We start from the raw sequence: 18,013 nt of genomic DNA, 5'->3' as shown, positions 1-18,013 counted from the left end.
AGCGACGGGGCACGTGGAGTCCCGGTACGCCCGGGACGGGTTCTCCGAGCGTTCTCACCGTGCCGTGGTGCGGTCAGCCGCCGAGGGTCTGCTGGGCCTCGGACCACTTCCCGTTCAGCTCGTCGAAGTAGCTGTCCATGTCCCCGTCGGCCGCACCGCGGGCGACGTCGACCAGCTTCTGCCGGTAGTCCTGCGCGGTGATCCCGATCTCCGACGCCTTGTCGATCTCGTTGACCTCGGCGCGGTTCTTCTGGTGCTGCGGAATGGTGGTGACATCGTTGTCGGAGAACGCCTTCAGCGTGTCGGGCAGCGGGGCGCCCTTCACGGAGGAGATGGATCCTTCGGCCGCGGCCTGGCCGGACTTGGTGATGTACCAGTCGATCCACGCACGGGCGGCGGCCTTCTTGTCGGAGTGGACGTTGACCGCGTACTGATAGTCGGGACGCAGGACGGAGCAGAACTTCCCGTCCTTCTGCGCGGGGAACGGCATGAACCCGATGTCGTCGGGGTTCTCGCCGGCCGCCTCCGCCGCGGCGCGCATCTGGGAGATCGCCCAGGAACCGAGCCACATCGAGGCGGCCTTGCCGGTCCCGATCTGCGCCTTGGAGTCTTCCCAGTTGGTCGTGGTGGGGTCGGGTTCGCTCAGCTTCTTCTCGACGATCGTGTAGAGCAGCTTGTCGATCGTGTAGAGGTCCGAACCCTCGGTCCAGGGCTTCCCGGTCGTCGCCAGCGCGTCGTAGGCACCGGTATCGCACTCGGGAGAACCGACGGCGTTCGTCCAGTTGGTCAGCGGCCAGCCGTCCTTGTAGTTCGTGTAGTACGGGACGGCGCCGGCCTTCGCCTTGATCGTCTCCAGGTCCGCGACGAACTCCTCCGGTGTGGCGGGCCAGTCGGTGATGCCGGCCTTCGCCCAGACCGCCTTGTTGTAGACGAATCCGTTGGCCACGCCGATGTTGGTCAGGCCGTAGACCTGACCGTCCACGGTGGCGTGGTCGGTGTAGTCGAACTTCGCCGACAGTTCGCCGGCCTGGCCCAGCGGGGCGAAGAAGGTGGGGTACTGCTCGACGGACAGGGAGTTGGGGATCAGCAGGACGTCACCGTACTTGTCGGTGTTCATCCGGATCTTGGTCTCACCCTCGTAGTCGGTCAGGCCCTCGAACTTGACCTTCACTCCTGGGTACACCTTGCGGAACTCCGTGGCGTACTTCTCCAGGGTGCCGTCGGATATCTGATCCGTCCGGTTGGTCAGCACCGTGATCTCGCCCGACACCTTCGCCGGATCACTCGGCGGAGCGGCGATTTCGCCACGCTCGTCGCCCTCCGAACCGCTACAGGCCGTGGCTGCCACCATCGTTGCAGCCACAAGAACCACCCAACTTCTCCGCATCCCCGCCACCTTTCATCGCGAAATGTCGACGCCAGGCCGAGGGGAACGCCACATCGGGCACCGAGACCCCGGCCTGGTGAGCGCTCAACATAGGCGCGACTTCGCGGCAGTGTCCATAGACCGGTCTAGATTGATTTTGTTGATTCTCAGGGCCCTGAACTGCGCATTTACTAAACCATGACTAAACCTGGTTCGGCTCGAAGACCTTGCCCGCAGGAGATGCGCACAGCCGTAGACATCGTTGTCATACTCGTGCTCCGATGTGACGGTGTCCTGACTCGGCTGCACACACCACCCTTCGGAGAGTCATCACTGTGAGTAGTCAGAAACTGGTCGTCCCAGCCCCGGACGATGTCCTGATAGCTGCCCTCGACATAGGGGGAACCAAGATCGCGGGTGCGCTCGTCACCGCGGCCGGCACTCTCGTCCACCACCTGCGCCGCGCCACCCCGGCGCAGGAATCCGCGGGCACACTCCTCGACGCCGTGTACCAGGTGGTGAACGCCCTGGCTGCCGCCCCGCTGTGGGAAGACGTCCGTGCACTGGGCATCGGCAGCGCCGGCCCGGTCGACCTGGCGCATGGATCCGTCAGCCCCGTCAACATCCCCGCTTGGCGAGACTTCCCGCTCGTCGAATCCGTCAGCGCGCATCCGGCACTGGCGCACAGGCCCGTCGTGCTGGCGGGCGACGCGGTGGCGATGGCCGCGGCCGAGCACCGCCACGGTGCCGCACGCGGCCACGAGGACGCACTGTGCCTGGTCGTGTCCACGGGCGTGGGCGCCGGTCTGATCCTCGACGGTCAAGTGCGCCACGGTCTCACCGGCAACGCCGGTCACCTCGGGCACATCAGTGTCGCCTTCGACGGCGAACCCTGCCCGTGCGGTGCGAGTGGTTGCTTGGAAGGCATCGCCAGCGGTACGGCCATCACCCGGCACGCGCTTTCGCTCGGCTGGCGGCCGCCTGCGACGGCGGACGCGTCGGCGGTCGCGACGGCGGCCCGAGCCGGTGACACGGCCGCCGTCGCCGCGTTCGACCGTGCGGCCCGCGCCCTGGCAGCCGGTATCGCCGCCACGGCCGCACTGGTCGAGATCGACATCGCCGTGGTCGGCGGTGGCGTCGCCCAAGCAGGCGATGTGCTCTTCTCCCCGCTCAACCACCACCTGCGGCGCTACGCGGCGATGCCGTTCCTGCATCATCTGCGTGCCGTACCGGCCGAATTGGGTTCCGATTCCGGCCTGGTCGGTGCAGCGGCCCTGGCGGAAGCCGCAGCGTCGGACGCGACGCGCAACCACCGGCAAGCCGTACGGCCGGCGGTGGCACGCTCCTGACGCTCCGTCATGAAGTGCGTCAAGTGAGCGTCAGGACACCGCTGCGGGCGACACTCGATCGTCGGGTGTCGCCCGCAACGCCTGCCCCGCACACCTCACGCACCTGTCAAAACCGCAGGTCAGGTGCTGTCACGAGCGGGCTCAACGAGCGCAACACGCTCAACATGATGTGCTTCGAAAAACAGGCCGAGGATACCTGTCCACCCCTGAACGACCTAGGAAAACCGCAGGTCAGAGCCCCTTTGCCGCAGGCTCAAGAATCGCCACGCACTCCACGTGATGCGCCATCGGAAAGATGTCACCGCGGCTGGGTAATAGAGAAGTGCAGGTCAGGTGCGGTTTTCGGGTCGGGCAGGAGGCCGTCAGGCGCTTCGGAGCGTCAAACGAGCGTCACGGGTTTCCGCTCGACCAAGCCGTTCCACGGACTGGCCGACTGTTGCCAGACACAGCACCCGCCCCCTGCGACCTCTCGCACGGCGGTAGGGCACCGATACGCGACGGTCCAAGCCGAGGTTGAAACAGCTCACTGACCCCTCCCCAGCGCTGGCACGGGTACGGGCACACCGTCAGCAGACTGCCCGGCTTCTGTCAGAAGAGTGCTGACAACCGGAACGGCGACAGCGGAAGCCATGGCGTCGACTACGCCTCGTTCCGAACTCCTACTGCCAGTAGGCGGGGCGCACGTACTTCACCCCTGTGACAGGGTCCCGCACGACAAGAGGCAGTTGAGACTGTCGCAGCTTCGTCTCGCTGATCGTGAAAGCAGAGGGAAGCAGCGCGCTGAGCTCACCCGAACGCCGGTGGGGCGGAAATGCCGGAACGATAGTCAGCTGTGGATCGACCCTTCGGGCAGATCGGACGGCCGGGCACAGGTCGCTGTCCGCGCTGACGACAAGCACGCTGTCGACTGTCGCCGATGCCGCGATCGTGGATGGGCACAAGGTCTGTGCTGTTGGTGTCGTCAAGGGCGATGCCGTTGATACCGATCTCCGGGATGTTGCTGTCGATCGCCGCGACACGGCTCCGGTTCGTCGCCCGGCCCCGTAACGCCCCACGGCTCAGGTGCGTCCCAGGGCGCGGGTCCATCGGGCGTGGCGCCAGGGGCACAGTGCTTGTCCGAACCTCCCGGGGTGGTGTGCCGAACCCGACGAAGCGGCATTCGCCACTGCGGTGATCGACTTCGTCCCTCCCGATCTTGGCTGCGGTGCTACTAGAAGCGAGCGGGTTCGCGGATTCTTGTATGCGGTTGCGCTTCAACCCGCGCGTCGGTTGCCGCTTTGAGAAGGTCTGCGCGCGAGTTCACCGCTTAGGCAGCCAGATCGCGATATGTCGAGGGCTTGTTCGGCCCACGCCCGGCCCACCGGGCGACGGTGGCTCGGCGGAGGCGGCGGAGGCGGACGAGGAGGCGGACGAGGTTATCGATCGCGGTCACCTGAGAAAGCCGCCGATGCCAGAACTAGGGAATCGGACATATGAGCCAAGGGTGATGGTCACCTGTTTGGCCGGTCAGACCTCTATCGCGCCGTCAGACTCCCGGGAGGGAACGCTCCGCTGGGGCGTGGGCATGGGCGAGACGGGGTGGGCGTGACCGAGCGCGGTAGGGCAGCCCGTGCTGTCCCGGATGAGGCAGGGCTGGGCGTGACGGACCACGGCGTCCCGCACGCCCGCTCGGCGACCGAGGGGCGGCCGGGCGGGCGACAGTACGGCGACGAACCATGGCAGGACGACGGGCCGGTGCGTGCGGTGCCGCGGCACGTAGCCTGCGTGATGGACGGTAACGGCCGTTGGGCGCAGCGGCGTTCGCTTCCGCGGACGGCGGGTCACCGGGCTGCGGAGACTACCGTCATCGACATCATTGAGGCGGCCCGGGCCGCCGGTGTCGAGTGGCTCAGCCTGTACGCCTTCTCCACCGAGAACTGGAACCGCCCGGGCACAGAGGTCGACTATCTGATGCGCTTGGTCCGCCGGGTCGTTCGGAAGCATGCGGCGTTGCTGCTGGCCCGTGGCATCCGCTGTCGCTTCCTCGGGGTCGCCGACCCGCGTATCCCCCGTGAACTGGCCCGGGACTTCGATGATCTTGCGGCGCTGACCGCCGACAACCGGGGGATGACGCTGACCGTGGCCTTCGACCACGGCGGGCGCCGGGACATCGTGGAGGCCGCGAGGTCGCTGATCCGCAGCAGGACGCCCGCTGATGAGGTGACCGAGCGGCTCTTCGCGGATCACCTGCCGTTTCCCGACACTCCCGACGTGGACCTCGTCATCCGCACCTCCGGCGAGCAGCGCATCTCCAACTTCATGCTCTGGCAGGTCGCTTACGCCGAGTGGGTCTTCCCCGAGGTGCTCTGGCCGGACTTCCGGGCCCCCGAGTTCCTCGCGTGCCTGCATACCTACCGGCGTCGCGACCGCCGCTTCGGCGGCGTGCCGCCCCGGACGAACGGAGACCCATCATGACCACCGAAACCACGGGCACGGCCGACCAGGCACCCCTGTTCGGCCCGGAGTCGCAGTTCAGCGCCTTCTTCGACGACCCGCGCTGGGCGCTGGCCATGATCCGTGCCACCGTGCTGGAGGCCGCCCACCCGCAGATCGGCGCTGCCCTCGTCGACAACTCCACCTTCGTCGCCCACCCCTGGCGCAGGCTTCGCAACACCTTCCTCAGCATGCGGCGCATGTTCGGCACCGACTCGGCGGAGCGCGAACGGGAAGCCGCCCGGCTCAACCGGCTGCACGCCCGCATGAGCGGCTCCGACTCCCGCGGCCGCGCCTACGACGCGATGGACCGCGCGACCCGCGCCTGGGTGGTCGCCACCCTCTTCGAGAGCGCCGTCACCATGTGCCGCCTCAGCGGCCAACCGCTCGACCAGGACACGATGGAGCGGATGTACGCCGAGTACCGTACGTTCCTCGCCGCGCTCGACGGCGACGCCGCAGAACTCCCCGAGGACCTGAACGACTTCTGGCGGTACTTCGACCGGGTCGTCGAAAACGAGCTGGAGAACACCGAAGCGGCCCGCGTCATTCTCTACCGGCTCTTCGACCACCTGCCCGCCCCGGCGCTGCTCGAGGGCGCGCCGACGCTGTGGGCGGCCGGCCGGGCCGTCGTCGGCCCGCTCCTCGGCGCGATCACCGTCGCCTCGCTCCCCGAGCCCTACCGGCGCAGGGCCGGTCTGCCGGAGATGCCCGGTGCCCAGACCCTCATGCAGGGCGCCTACCTCGGCGCCGGGCTCGCCCGCTTCCTACCCGAGGGCTGGATCAACGCCGAAAGCATCATCGAAGTCCTCTCCCTTTCACATGGCAGCGACGACCCCCGCGCCCGGACCGTGACCGCCCTGCGCGCCCGCATGAAGCGGGCGTCGGCCCTGCTCCGTCTACTTACACCACTGGGCGGCGACGCCGGCCCGGAATCGTCGCCTTCCGCGGCCACGGGAGAGGTCCGGCGCTCGGCGGGGGAGTTCTTCCGTCAGGTGCTGGACCAGACCGGCGACGGCTACCTCGCCTGGCCTGACCTCGCCGCCATGGCCCGCGAACTCTCCACCCGCCTGGACCTGGACGAGCCCGAGGAGACCCGGCTCTACGACGCCTTCGCCGCCTGGTGGCGCGAGCTCCAGGCCGCCCTCGACGCGGACGGCGACGGCCGCGTCAGCGCCGACGAGTACGCCGCCGCCGTCCCCTCCCTCGCCGGCCCCGCGCTCATCCGCGTCGCCGAGGTGCTCTTCGACGCCACCGACAAGGACGGCAGCGGCACCATCGACGCCGACGAGTACCGGACCCTCTTCCGCACCGCCTTCCAGCGCGATCTCACCGCCACCGATGGGGCCTACGGCCGGAGCAGCTTCGTGGGCGACTTTCTCTCCTTCATGTCGGGCCGCCGCACGAGCACCCCGTACGACCCTCTTCTCGCCGACGCCTAGAAAACTCGTGCATGTGGCGGCCACGGCTGCCCGCTCCTGCGCCCACCTCCGGACTCACGGCTTAGGCGCCCGCGAAACCTCCTCAAGCGGCAGGGCCTCCTCCTTACGCGCTCCTCATCCGCGCACTCCGGGCGCCCCGCCGGGCGCCGCATGAAGTCCGGAGCCACCGGCGAGGCCACCTTGTCGTCGCGGGACGGCTCCCTTGACGACGCGGACCCTGTCCTCCTCCTTTTCCTTGGCAAGTCAGCGTGGTGAAAAAGGACATCAACGGGGTGTCCGTTGGCTGGCCCGGTCGTGCCGCGACGAAGTGGGCCGTTTACCAGTAGCTGTTCCGCACGATCTGGCGAGTTCGCCCCTTATCCGCGCGACTTCTCGCTGCCACGCTGACGGGCGCCCCGTCGGGGATCAAGGTTTGTCATGCGCCGCTTCGGCCGGTGGGGACTGGTCAGAAGGCGGCGTTCGTGTACGTGGAGGGGGAAGCGTGGCACCTCAGGATTCGCTGCTCAAGGTCTACGGCGACCGGTCGTACACCCATGTGACGATGGCGCGTCACCAGGGCACGACCGTGGCGTTCGCCATGGACTCGTCCCGGCGCATTGTCTATTCCGTACTGGATCTGGCCAGGGATCAGGCCAAGGGCGCCGCGGACGCGGCGTTCTGGGGTGTGAACCCGATCGAGTTGGCCTTTCCGCGGGAACTCGCCGAGGTGGGCTTCGGCGTCGTCGGCCCCACGGTGATGCCGGTGGTCAAGCGCGGCGGTGTCGAGGCGGCCGCCGACGAGCAGCCGACGGCTGACGAGACCGATACGCGCCTGTCCACGACGGCGCGGCTGACGGCGTCCGCTCCGTTCCATGTGATCTCCGACGGCACGTACGTGGTCGTGCTGCGGCAGTCGATCGGTGACGCGCACCCCGACGCCGTGTACAAGCTGACCAACGGCGGCTGCTCCGGCAACCCGGCCAGGACCGACTACGGGCTCGACGGCACGAAGAAGGTGCCGTTGGTGCGCGACACCTTGCTGTGCGACCGGTTTGTGCTGGTGGAGGGCAAGCTCAAGCCGGTGCTGGAGGTGCGGTACCGGCGCAGCCGGCACGCGACGCGTGCCGAGTCGACCAAGGACACCTTGGGCACCGAGGACATGGAGGGTCGCCCGTTCTACGAGCCGACCCAGGAGCTGTCGTTCATCCGTAATCTGAGCCAGGGCCGTTTCGCCGCGGTGCTGGTGCCCACCGCGGTCAACAATGTGCAGCGCTGGCAGTTCTTCGCCCATAACGACGCCACCGGCCGTGTCGACTGCTTCAACGTCGAACAGGGCGTTCAGGGTTTGTTCAACACGCGGGGCACCCGGTTCTACACGAGCCCGGATCCGGTGTACCGGGACGCGGTGTTCGAGCGTGACCCGGGTACCTGCCCGTTCACCAAGCGCGAACTGGTGCCGGTGACGAGCTCGGACGGGCATGCGGAGACGGCGCTGCGGCTGGCCGGCAACGACGCCCACATTGAGCTGGGTGACGTGGAGGCGCTGCGGTTCACGGGGAAGCCGTATTCGATCGAGGCGTGGGTCAAGCCCGAAGGTATCGACGGCCCCGTGCTGGCCAGGGGTGGGGCCTGCCAGCTCGCCCTGAACCCTGACGGCACGGTCTACCTGGCTCACGACGCCGCTCCGTATCTGATCAGCTCCGCCGAGAAGATCGCGAACGACACGTACAGCCACATCGCCGGCACCTTCGACGGCAAGACCGTGCGGGTGTACGTGAACGGCAAACTGTCGGGCAGCGGGGACATGCCGTTCGTCGACGATCCCGGTGCGCTCACGCTGATCGGCAAGAAGGTCCACCGGGGCCGGACGATCGGTTACTTCAAGGGTGACATCGATGAGGTCCGGGTGTGGAACCGGGCACGCAGTGCCGCTGAGATCGCCGCCGAGATGAACCACCGGCTGATCGGCAGCGAGCCGGGTCTGGTGGCCTATTACCGGTTCGACGAGGGTACGGGCACCACCGCCTTCGACCAGACGGACCGGGCACTGAGGGGCACGCTGAAGGGTGACGCACGCTGGGTCGGCTCGGACGCGCCGGTGGGCGATCACCCGGGCGTGCGGCGCGACAGTTTCACCCTCACGGGGCGTACGGTCGTCTCGGGCATGTCGGCCGTCCTCTACCACCAGCAGGAGAAGGCTCCTGCCGGTTACGGCGGCGCGACGAAGCCGGTCAAGCGGCAGGCCAGGGTGATGCTCGCCTTCGCCGCCAAGGACGGCCCGGACGCGTGCGTGGCGAGTGTGGACTTCGGTGTCGGCCGTGACGGCCGGCTGGCCCAGGTGCCGGACGTGCTGGATCCCACCCTGCTCAAGCGGCCGGTGAAGGGGGAGAACGCCGAACAGATCAGCGCCTTGCAGCAGCTGATCAAGCGGCTGGAGCCGGAGATCGCCGTATTGCGGCCGGAGATCACCCGGCTGCGCCCGCTGTCCGCCAGATTGCCCGAGTTCCAGACCGCGTACGACCAGCTGAACCACGAGGTGAGCACCTACCAGAAGCGGTACGACGCCGAGAAGGATCTGGTGACCTCCTGGTTCTACGACATCTTCCCCAAACTGCAGGATCAGGGACCAAGCGGGACGTCCGCGCGGAAGCTCCTGGTCGCGGGCTCCTCCAGCTCGCCCGCGGCGGTGCAGTCCGCCTTCGTCGATAGTCCGACAGTGGGGGTCTGGACTTTCGACACCGTCCAGGTGGGCGCGGAGACCTTCTACAACCTGGCATACAAACTGTTCAACCAGGACATGGTGGTCAGGGGCGGGTCGCGCGATGAGAACGCCGATCTGTCCACGCTCCCGCGCATGTCCACCTACGCGCCCTCGAACTTCGCACTGCTGACCGAAGGCGACTACGTCCGGCTCGTCAACCGCCAGAGCAAACTCGCGGTCTCGGTGGTCGAGTCGGCGAGGTACAAGGTGGTCCAGACGAGCGCGGGTCTCAGAGACGACTCGGGTCTCCTGCGCATGGTGCGGGGCGCCATGCGGTCGGGCGTGGACGTGCTCCTCCAGGCCGCCAAGGACAAGGCGGCGAAGGCCGCTGACGAACTGGCGACAGCACGTTCGGCCGACCAGAAAGTCAGAGAACTGGAACGTTCGCTCGCCGCCAAGGAGGCGGAGCTGAAGGCCGCCCAGGAGAAGCTGGCCCGCCTGTCAGTCGGGTTCGAGGGCGACGCCGACCTGACCGTGGCCATGCCCTCGCTCGGCGTCGACCTCACCGGGCTGAGCTACTCCGGGGGCCTGCTCGACTTCGCCCGCGGCGCCGACCGGCCCGCCCTGCTGGACAGCGGCACCGGGAACATCGTGCTGTACTTCCGCGGAGCCAACGGCCAGTTCTTCGCCGCCTACTACGACACCACGGTCATCCGCGGTGTCCAGGAGCTCACGGCATCAGGAGGCGCCGTCAGCTTCGTCGCCCGCGACGCGGGCATCGCGCTGGAGGACTACACCATCAAGGTGAGCGACGGCGACGCGCCCGGCCGCTGCGACCTGACCATCACGGCCAACAACGACAGCGAGACGTGGCGGTCCCTGCCACGCGAGGCGGGCCCGATGAGCGCGGCGCTGGCCGGCAACGCCGGTGCGCCGGTGACGGTGGGCACGGTCTTCCAGGTCACCGGCACGACGGTGCAGCTCACCGAGGGCGCGGCCGTCAAGGTCGCGGCGGCCGCCCATCTCGGCATCGGCGGCTCCGGATACGCCGCGGCCGCCGAGATCCCGCTCGGCGGCAAGACGATCACGCTCTCGGCGCCGGGCACCGCGATCAAGCCGGGCGACAAGGTCAGCGTGATCGGCTACGACCACGCCCGGGCCACCTCCAGCCGGCCCGGGGTCCTGCTGTCCTCGGGCTCCCGGCTGGTCGCTCTGGCCGCCGGCGCCGTCCACTCCGTCCCCAACGGCACGGCCCGGCCGACGATCACGGGGAGCGGCTGCCTGTGGCGGGCCGAAATGCCGGGCCGCGCCTACCTGTTCAATGGCAAGGACCAGTACCTTTCGCTGCCTGCCGACAAGCTGGACGGGGTCGCCACGACCGGCGATCTGAGCCTGGAGGCGTGGGTCAATCCCGAGACCGGGCAGGCCAGGCTCGTGCACGCCAACACGGCGGAGTCGGCGTACTCCCTGGCCCTGGCCCCTGCGGACCTGCCCACGCAGTCCTTCGACGGCGACGACAGAACCGACCTGAACGGCGCGCTCGACCTGTCCCACCGCGACTTCACCATCGAGCTGTGGGCCAGGCGCAGCCACGCGCGCGGCCGTGTGGAACCGCTCCTCACGCACGGAAACCCGGCCGGTGCGACCGACCAGACCCTGCATCTGCACATCGCCGCCGACAACACCCTCACCTTCGCGCTGTTCGGCGACGACCTCAAGACCACACAGTCCTACCCGGACCTGGACTGGCATCACTACGCCGCGGTGTACGTCAACGCCACCCGCGAGCAGATCCTCTACCGGGACGGCACCGAGGTCGCCCGCCGCACCGCCAAGGGCCCCTACACCGGCAACGGCCCGCTGGTGGTGGGCGCCCAGCCGTTCAGCGGCGATTTCCTCCACGGCCAGATCGACGAAGTGCGCGTCTTCGGGCGGGTGCGCACCCCCGGGGAGATTTCCGGCGAACGCCACCAGCGGATGTCGGGGCGCGAACCGGGACTGCTGGGCCACTGGACCTTCACCGGCACGGGTGCGACGCCCTCGCCGATCAAGGGCTACCAGGTGGTGGCGCGTGCAGGTGACCGTGCGGTGCGTTCGGCGGAACGCTTCGCGTGCAACGAGTGGGCCCATCTGGCCGCGACCTTCACCCAGGCCTGGGCCGTGCGCCAGAGCGGCACCATCGGGCTGGAGGTGGCCCCGCACGCCGCACTGGATGTGCTGGACGACCTCACGGTCGAGGTGTTCCTCCAGCTCGACCGGCTCGGCACGCCCATGGGCCTGATAGCCAAGGGCGAAGCCGTCGACGGCGGGCCGGGCGGTGTCCCCTACCAGGTGGGCATCAGGGCCGAGGGCAGGGTGGAGTTCGCCTTCTGCGAGGCCGAGGGCAAAGCCGTCCGCTACACCTCCGACACAGCCCTGCGCGCCGGCGCCTTCCACCGCGTGAGCGTGGTGCGGCAGACGCTGCCGCCCGAGGCAGCCAGCGGCGCCCAGAACGCGCAGGAGATCCGCTTCTACCTCGACGGCAGGCTGGACGGGAGTCACCGCTACGCCGGCCCCGGCGCGCAGTCCAACCGCAGCGCCGTCGAACTCGGCCGCAGGCTGCACGGCGCCCTGGGCGAGGTACGGCTGTGGAACACCGCCCGCAAGACCGACCAACTGGGCCTCGCGGTCACCGAACGCGCCAAGGGGCTGGTGGCACGCTGGTCGTTCGAGGAGAACACCGGGAACATCACCTACGACGCCGCCGGCGCCTACCCGGCCAGACTGCGCGGTGCCCGCTGGACCCGCGACCCCGACCCGAAGGCCGGCGCCCTGCGCCTGTACCGCAACGGCCAGGCGCTGTCCGCCGATCCGGGCCAGCTCCCGCGCGACACCAGCTCCTACGGGGACAAGCAGTTCACCCTGGGCGCATCCCTGTACACCGGTCAGCCGGTGGCGCCGCTGGCGGGCACGCTGGAGGAAGTCCGCGTCTGGCGCACGGTGCGCACCCCCGAGCAGATCTCCGACAACATGTTCACCCGCGTGCGCGGCGGCAAGCAGGACCTCCTGGGCTACTGGCCCTTCGACCGGGAGTCCACGACCGCGGGCGCCCCCCTCGTGCGCGACGAAGGGCTGCGCGGCCACAACCTGGCCTTCACCGCGGGGCGGCCGCGGATCCTGCTGTCCACCGCTCCGGTGTCCACCGACACCGCCGAAGTGCGCTCCGCGCTGGCCGCCGTCCGCACCCCCTTCCACGACACCATCGCCGCGGCCCCCGCCGTCACCGAGTACGCCGATCTCCAGTTCGGTCCCAAGGGCGAGGCCACCGGGGCGCTCAAGCGCTGCTACGGCTACCTGCGCGACGGCCGCTGGCATTTGGTCACCGGATACAAGGTCGGCGACCTGAGCACCGAATGGGTGGGCCAGGTCCAGTTCGATCCGGAACTCATGGGCTACATCGAGGGCGCCCCACCGGTGCCGTCGGAGAACCTCACCAACAAGGACGACGGCTACCGCGACGCGTCCTCGGTGGAGTTCACCGAAGCCGACCAGGTCACCTACGGGCTGTCCTCCAGCAAGGACGCCAGTGTCACCGCCGCCTTCAAGGCCGCCCTGGGCATCGAACTTGGCGGCGACGTCCTGGCGATCACCGCGCCGCTCGGCGTGGGCTTCGCCACACCGATGGCCGACGGCTCGGTGAAGACCGTCACGAGCCTCAGCCTGGAGTTCTCCAACACCTGGAGCAGCGAGACCAAGGTCAGCCAGGGCCAGAACATCACGCGCAAGGCCCGCGTCACGCTGACCGGCCACGCCGAGGACCCCGCGCGAGTACTCAACTCCGCAATCGGCCGGCGGTACGTGCCCGCCAACACCGGCATGGCCCTGGTGCAGTCGCAGACCGCCGATGTCTTCGCCCTGCGCCTGGCGCACACCGGCGCCCTGGTCGCCTACCGGATGCTGCCCAACCCCGACACCCCCCGCGACTGGAACATCATCCACTTCCCCATCAACCCCCGCTACGTCAAACAGGGCACCCTGGACGGCGCCGTCGGCTTCGACGACCGCGGCAAGGTCACCGACCCCGACTACCCCACCGCCACCGGCTACGGCGAGTACAGCTACTTCAAGCCCCGCGACGCCTACGCCCTCAAACGCCGGATCACCCGCGACCAGCAGCGCATGCGGGCCTTCTACGAATCCGTCTCCACCGAGCCCCACCGCCACGACCCGACACACGACCAAGCCGACAAGGTCCTGCGCGGTATGGGCATCACCGGCGGCCGGGCCGACGACCGCCGCGGAAGTGCCGGCAGCGCCGCCTCGGCGGGTTTCTCCCACCGCGACCTGGTCAACACCTACGTCTGGACGGCCCACGGCGGCTTCTTCGAAGAGGCCACCGAGGCCACCGACGCGGTCACCGAAACCACCTCCGGCTCCTACTCCTTCACCGGAACCTTCGGCCAGAGCGTCGAAGCCACCGGCTCCGTCGCCGGCGCCGGCGCCACCATGAGTCTCGACGCCTCGATCGGCGGCAGCATCAGCACCACCCGTGCCCGCACCAAAGACTCCTCCCGGACATTCGGCCTCAACGTCCAGTGCGCGCCCTCCGGCGACCTGCAACGCCGTGACAAGGACGGCAAGCCCGCCCTCGACGCCGCGGGCAAACCGGTCCTGGTGCCGGGCAAGGTGGACGCCTACCGCTTCTCCACCTTCTACCTCGGCGAGACCAGCGCCAACTTCGACGACTTCTACCACAAGGTCATCGACCCCCTCTGGCTCGCCAACAGCGACGCCCCCGACGCCGCAGCCCTGCGCCAGGCCCGCCAGAGCACCGCCAAACCACCATGCTGGCGGATCCTGCACCGGGTCACCTTCCTCAGCCGGGTGCTCCCGGCCGTCCCACCGCCCGGCGCGCCACCCTTGGACAAGGCCATGCGGGCGGAGAACATCGACAGCAACTACGAACTCATCAGGCGTCTCGATCCGTACGTCCGCACCGCCACCATGAGCGCCTCCGAACTCGCTGCCGCCACCCGCAGCGCACTCACCGCACATCTGCCGGAACTCGTACCGCACGCCGCAGACATCATCGACTACCTCGCCCAGTACTACAGCGTGGAAATCTGACAGAAGCTTGGGCCCTCCGCCTTGCGGAGGGCCCAAGCCGGCCACCTCGTGCCAGGATGGCCGGATCTTCATGTCGCGCAGGCTGGCTCGCGACTGCGAGTACTGCCCAGCCTGATCCGAGTTTCGGGTGTAGCAGGTGGTGAGGGCCCGTCGGCTGACCGGTACCTTCACTCCGTCCTGGCGCGGCTCGTGAGCGCCGCCCAACAGCTTGCGGTGGCGTCACAGGGCCGGGCGACGAAACCGAGGCTCAGGGGTGTCCGAGGGCGTGGACGGCCCATCCGGCGTCGGGCCAAGTGTCGGTGTCCAGGGTGCCGTGTCCGTCGATGACGCGCGGGTGGCGAGGGGGTCTGTGCGGCGCACGGTGGGCTCGGTCGGTTTTCTCCAGCGGCGTCCAGTGGTGAGCCGACCGTCGGAGCTGCGGTCGAAGGCTAGTAGGGCCTGGTCAGCTCGGTGGTGGTAGTGCGTGTGCTCGTGCCTGCGCATGGGCGGTCAGTCCATTGTCGACGACGCTGCCGGCATGGCGGCGGCGTTGACCGAAGCATCGCTCGGTGGAGAAGCCGGTGGCTGGGGGGTGGGCGCGGCCTTGCGGACCCGGATGGTGCCGATGATCGCGAGGCAGCCGATGACCGCTGCTGTCGTGAAGGCGGCTTGTGCCGCTGAGACGGACTGCGCCAGGTTCAGCGCTCCCGCGTCCTTGGTGTGGGAGCCGATGGTGTAGGCCGAGATCAGGATGGCGCCGCCTGCGCCGCCGGCCAGTTGCTGGGCGGTGTTGAACGCCGCGGTGCCGTGCGGGTAGAGCTCGGGGCGTAGGGAGGCCAGTGCGGCTGTCGTCATCGGAGCCCACATGAGGGCCTGCGAGGCCGACAGGACGAGGTAGGCGGTCAGGAGCGCGGTGACACTGGTGTCCTCGTCCACGCGGCTCAGGAACCATAGGGAGCCCGTCCAGATGACCGATCCGGGGATGGCCAGGGGGCGCGGTCCGTAGCGGTCGTAGATGCGTCCGCCGAGGGCCGAGACGAGGGCGATCAGGGCTCCGCCGGGGACCAGGAAGAGGCCGATCTGGAACGTGGTCAGGCCGGCGACGTTTGTGAGGACCAGGGGCAGGACCATCGTGGTGCCGAATCCGACCAGTGCGACGACGAGCATGACCAGCAGCGGCACGGTGAACGAGCGGGTACGGAGGATCCTCATGTCGAGGAACGCGTTGTCGCTGCGCTGGAGCACGGTCTGCCGACGGACGAAGACGGCGAGGGCGAGGAGTCCGATGACGATGGGGATGTAGGGCGGGACCGGTGTGTGGCCGGAGGCGGACTCGCCGATCGTGGACAAGCCGTAGACGAGGGCGCCGAACCCGATGGCGGACAGGACGAGGGACAGCACGTCCAGCCTGACCTGCTCGGGGCTGGTGATGTTGCGCAGTTTGGCGGCGCCCAGTGCCAGCGCGGCCAGGACGACGGGCAGGACCAGGATGAACAGCCACCGCCAGCTGAGCTGGGAGATCACTACGCCGGACACCGCCGGGCCGACCGCGGGTGCCACCGCGGTCAGACCGGTGACCAGTGCCATCGTCCGGCCTCGGCGATGCGGGGGAACCAGGCGCATCGTCGTGGTCATCAGAAGGGGCACGAGGGCGGCCGTGCCGACCGCCTGGATGATGCGGCCGGTGAACAGCACACCGAATCCCGGGGCGACGGCGGCGATCGCCGTGCCCAGGGTGAACAGGGACAGCGAGCCGATGAAGATCGTGCGGAGGTTGAACCTGCGCAGGAGGAACCCGGTGGCGGGGATGAGGATCGCCAGGGTCAGCAGGTAACCGGTCGTGAGCCACTGTCCCGTGGTGGGCGTGATGTCGAGATCGGTGATCAGGGTGGGGAGTGCGACTCCCAGCAGCATTTCGTTCAGCAGGACGGTGAACGCGGAGACCATCAGGATCCCGATGACGAGAACGTCCTTGGAGGCCAGTTTTTGGTCGTTGCGGGTCGGTGGTACTGCATCCGGTGTGTCCGCGGCGGCCTGTGCCGGAGTCCTGTCGGGGGACATGTGATCTCTTCCGTCGGGCTGAGGTGGGGTGCTTGAAGCAGAGTTGTGCGTGCCGTCGGGTGCGCGCGGCAGCCCGGGCGCACGCGCCGGGCATGAGGCACAGCGGCGGCCGTGAAGTCGGCGACCAGGGGGCGCGGCTGCCGGCGGCCACGGACGCCGCGGCCGTGCCTGCGGATCTGCCAGCGGTAGCGCCGAGACCGATAAGGAGATAGTCTCCGTTTCGCGGACGACAATACGGAGAGGGTCTCCGTATTGTCAATGGGAGGTGCACGGCATGAGCGAGGGAGCGGTCGGCGGGCGTCGGCAGCGGACGGACAAGCAGCGCAATCGGACACACATCCTCGAGGTCGCGGAGGAGTTCTTCGCCGAGCAGGGCATCACCGGCTCCATGGACGCCATCGCCAAGCGGGCCGGTGTCGGTCCGGGCACCCTGTACCGGCACTTCCCCACCCGTGAGGCACTGCTGGCCGCTTTGCTGCAGGCCCGCGACGAAGAGCTGGAGGCCCGTCGCGTTGCCATCCGGCGGGAGGTGACCGACTCCCGCGCCGCCCTCACATCGTGGCTTCAGGCGCTGAGCGAATGGGTGACCGCCTTCGACGGCCTGCCCGAGCCCCTGCGGGCCGCGCTGAGTGAGGGCACCTCGCCTCTTGCGATCACCTGTCAGGGCTTCGTCACGACCACCGAGGACTTCCTCGGCGCGGCCCAGCGGGATGGCGCCGCCCAGCCCTGGGTGCGGGGCCGGGACCTGTTCCTCAGCACGCTGGCCACAGCCTGGGCGCGCGGCGCCGTCATGGCCGACGAGTCGTCGCCCGACGCGCTCGTCTCTCTCATGCGCACCGGGTGGGAGACACCCGCAAGGGAAACGGCGCCCGGGAGCGACGAAAGGCTTTCATGAGCGTAGGCGTGCTTCAGACCAGCCGCCGGCCACGTCGCCATGCGCCGGCTCCACGTGGCCGCAACCACCTCCCGCACCCCCACTCGATGCAAGGAGATCCACTGTGAAGATCGGCATTCTGGGCGTAGGACACATCGGTAAGACTTTGACCCAGCGGCTCAGTGCCGCGGGGCATGAGGTGAAGGTGGCCAACTCGCGCGGCCCGCACACGATCGAGGCCGATGTGCTGTCCTCGGGCGGGCGAGCGGTCACCACGACGGAGGCCGTGGCGGACGTCGATGTCGTGATCCTCTCGATTCCCCTGAACCGTCTTCCGCAGGTCGCGCCGCTGATCGCTGGTGTACCGGCCGGAACGGTCGTCATCGACACGTCGAACTACTACCCGGCGCGGGACAACCGGATCGAGGCCATCGACGCCGGGCAGGTCGAGAGCCTGTGGGTCACCGAACAGCTGGGCCGGCCGATCGCCAAGGCGTGGAACGCGATCGGTTCCCACTCGTTCGCGGTTAGGTCCTGTCTGGAGTTCGGATCAGGAGTTCGGTAGATCGCCTGCGCGTTAGGGCTCGGTCTTGATAAGCCGTCAGTCATGGCGCGAGGCGATCTCACCGATGAGCAGTGGTCCCTGATCGAGCCCCATCTCCCGATTGCCGCGGTTGGGCCCAT

General features: G+C 68.7%; 7 protein-coding genes and 1 pseudogene. 6 read left to right on the top strand and 2 right to left on the bottom strand.

Going from position 1 to position 18,013, the window contains the following annotated elements; translation table 11 throughout:
- Positions 1–73 precede the first annotated feature (73 nt).
- A complete protein-coding gene (locus ACFWVE_RS25725; protein WP_384018382.1) occupies positions 74–1,387 on the bottom strand; it encodes an ABC transporter substrate-binding protein in 1,314 nt (437 codons plus the stop codon).
- A gap of 314 nt (positions 1,388–1,701) precedes the next feature.
- Between ACFWVE_RS25725 and ACFWVE_RS25720 the strand changes: the two genes are divergently transcribed.
- The 4 genes from ACFWVE_RS25720 (at position 1,702) to ACFWVE_RS25705 (ending at position 14,415) form a co-directional block, all read left to right on the top strand.
- Entirely contained in the window at positions 1,702–2,715 is a 1,014-nt protein-coding gene (locus tag ACFWVE_RS25720; RefSeq protein ID WP_384018379.1) for an ROK family protein, read from the top strand.
- 1,734 nt (positions 2,716–4,449) lie between these two features.
- Positions 4,450–5,169 (top strand): polyprenyl diphosphate synthase, encoded by a 720-nt coding sequence (gene uppS, locus ACFWVE_RS25715; RefSeq protein WP_384018445.1) that lies wholly within the window; start codon positions 4,450–4,452, stop codon positions 5,167–5,169.
- Positions 5,166–6,629, top strand: coding sequence for an oxygenase MpaB family protein (locus ACFWVE_RS25710; RefSeq protein WP_384018376.1), 1,464 nt, complete (start codon positions 5,166–5,168; stop codon positions 6,627–6,629). The genes uppS and ACFWVE_RS25710 overlap by 4 nt, the downstream gene beginning before the upstream one ends.
- 481 nt (positions 6,630–7,110) lie before the next feature.
- Positions 7,111–14,415 carry a LamG-like jellyroll fold domain-containing protein gene (locus ACFWVE_RS25705; RefSeq protein ID WP_384018373.1) on the top strand — a complete coding sequence of 2,435 codons (7,305 nt, stop codon included), beginning with the start codon at positions 7,111–7,113 and terminating at the stop codon, positions 14,413–14,415.
- 489 nt (positions 14,416–14,904) lie between these two features.
- Here ACFWVE_RS25705 and ACFWVE_RS25700 read toward each other — a convergent pair whose 3' ends face one another.
- A complete protein-coding gene (locus ACFWVE_RS25700; protein ID WP_384018370.1) occupies positions 14,905–16,455 on the bottom strand; it encodes a DHA2 family efflux MFS transporter permease subunit in 1,551 nt (516 codons plus the stop codon).
- 274 nt (positions 16,456–16,729) lie between these two features.
- On the opposite strand from ACFWVE_RS25700, the gene ACFWVE_RS25695 reads away from it, so the two are divergent.
- Positions 16,730–17,350 (top strand): TetR/AcrR family transcriptional regulator, encoded by a 621-nt coding sequence (locus tag ACFWVE_RS25695; protein WP_384018367.1) that lies wholly within the window; start codon positions 16,730–16,732, stop codon positions 17,348–17,350.
- A gap of 97 nt (positions 17,351–17,447) precedes the next feature.
- Positions 17,448–17,894, top strand: a pseudogene (locus ACFWVE_RS25690) (NADPH-dependent F420 reductase); the annotation flags it as partial.
- Between the last annotated feature and the right edge of the window lie 119 nt (positions 17,895–18,013).

It is taken from the genome of Streptomyces sp. NPDC058632, assembly GCF_042717095.1.
Lineage (GTDB): Bacteria > Actinomycetota > Actinomycetes > Streptomycetales > Streptomycetaceae > Streptomyces.
This window is presented reverse-complemented; position numbering and strand designations above follow the sequence as displayed.

Bases quoted from the DNA above. Each gene is read 5' to 3' on its own strand.
- ACFWVE_RS25725 (WP_384018382.1), bottom strand. From the start codon at position 1,387: ATGCGGAGAAGTTGGGTGGTTCTTGTGGCTGCAACGATGGTGGCAGCC.
- ACFWVE_RS25695 (WP_384018367.1), top strand. From the start codon at position 16,730: ATGAGCGAGGGAGCGGTCGGCGGGCGTCGGCAGCGGACGGACAAGCAG.
- ACFWVE_RS25700 (WP_384018370.1), bottom strand. From the start codon at position 16,455: ATGTCCCCCGACAGGACTCCGGCACAGGCCGCCGCGGACACACCGGAT.
- ACFWVE_RS25710 (WP_384018376.1), top strand. From the start codon at position 5,166: ATGACCACCGAAACCACGGGCACGGCCGACCAGGCACCCCTGTTCGGC.